Raw genomic sequence first — 801 nt, 5'->3', positions numbered from 1 at the left:
TATGATGAAGAGCATTTAGATAAAGAAAGTAACGCATCAGATTTGTCGACAGAAGGCTTATTTCGCAAGCTTGTGAGTTGGTACAAAGAAGATGTGGAGCATGTGAATAAATGGCGTGAACATGCACGGGAGGATTTTCGTTTTTACAATGGTGATCAGTGGAATGAGGCTGATTTAGCGGCGTTAAAAGAGCAACGCCGCCCCGTTATGACCTTTAATCGTATTGCTCCGCTTGTGAATGCTGTTGTGGGGTCAGAGAGAAATAACAAGCGCGAAGTGCAATTCATTCCCCGTCAAGTAGGCAAGGCATTGCCAAGTGAATTGCTTACTGGTGCGGCAGAATGGTTTCGGGACATGGCGCATGCAGAATATGCTGATAGTGATGCTTTCCAAGATGCGGTTATTTGTGGCATGGGCTGGACCGATACGCGACTTGATTATGAAAACAGCTTTGATGGTGAACCGGTCATTACGCGTTTAGACCCGTTAAAGATGGTTTGGGACAGTGCAGCGGTGCAACCGAACTTAACCGATGCGCAACGTTTGTGGTATGTGGACCGCAAGCCTTTGGAAGTAGCCAAGCAGATGTTTCCCAAAGCCCATTGGAGTGAACTGAGTGCAGATTGGGCTCGTGATGGGATTGCTTATGAGGGCATTCATCATAATGATCTTGAAGCTTATAATGATGAGAAGGGCATTGATGTTGAAAACGGTCGACGGATGATTACACTTGTTGAAGGACATTATAAACAAAAATACAATAAAGTCAATAGTTTGTTTGTAATTATTTTATAAGAATCC

General features: G+C 43.9%; 1 pseudogene. It reads left to right on the top strand.

Going from position 1 to position 801, the window contains the following annotated elements:
* Positions 1-777, top strand: a pseudogene (locus ACFIJP_RS09420) (portal protein); the annotation flags it as partial.
* Positions 778-801 lie beyond the last annotated feature (24 nt).

The sequence above is a fragment of the Bartonella sp. MU37NMGALS genome (assembly GCF_042194015.1).
Lineage (GTDB): Bacteria > Pseudomonadota > Alphaproteobacteria > Rhizobiales > Rhizobiaceae > Bartonella > Bartonella grahamii.
This window is presented reverse-complemented; position numbering and strand designations above follow the sequence as displayed.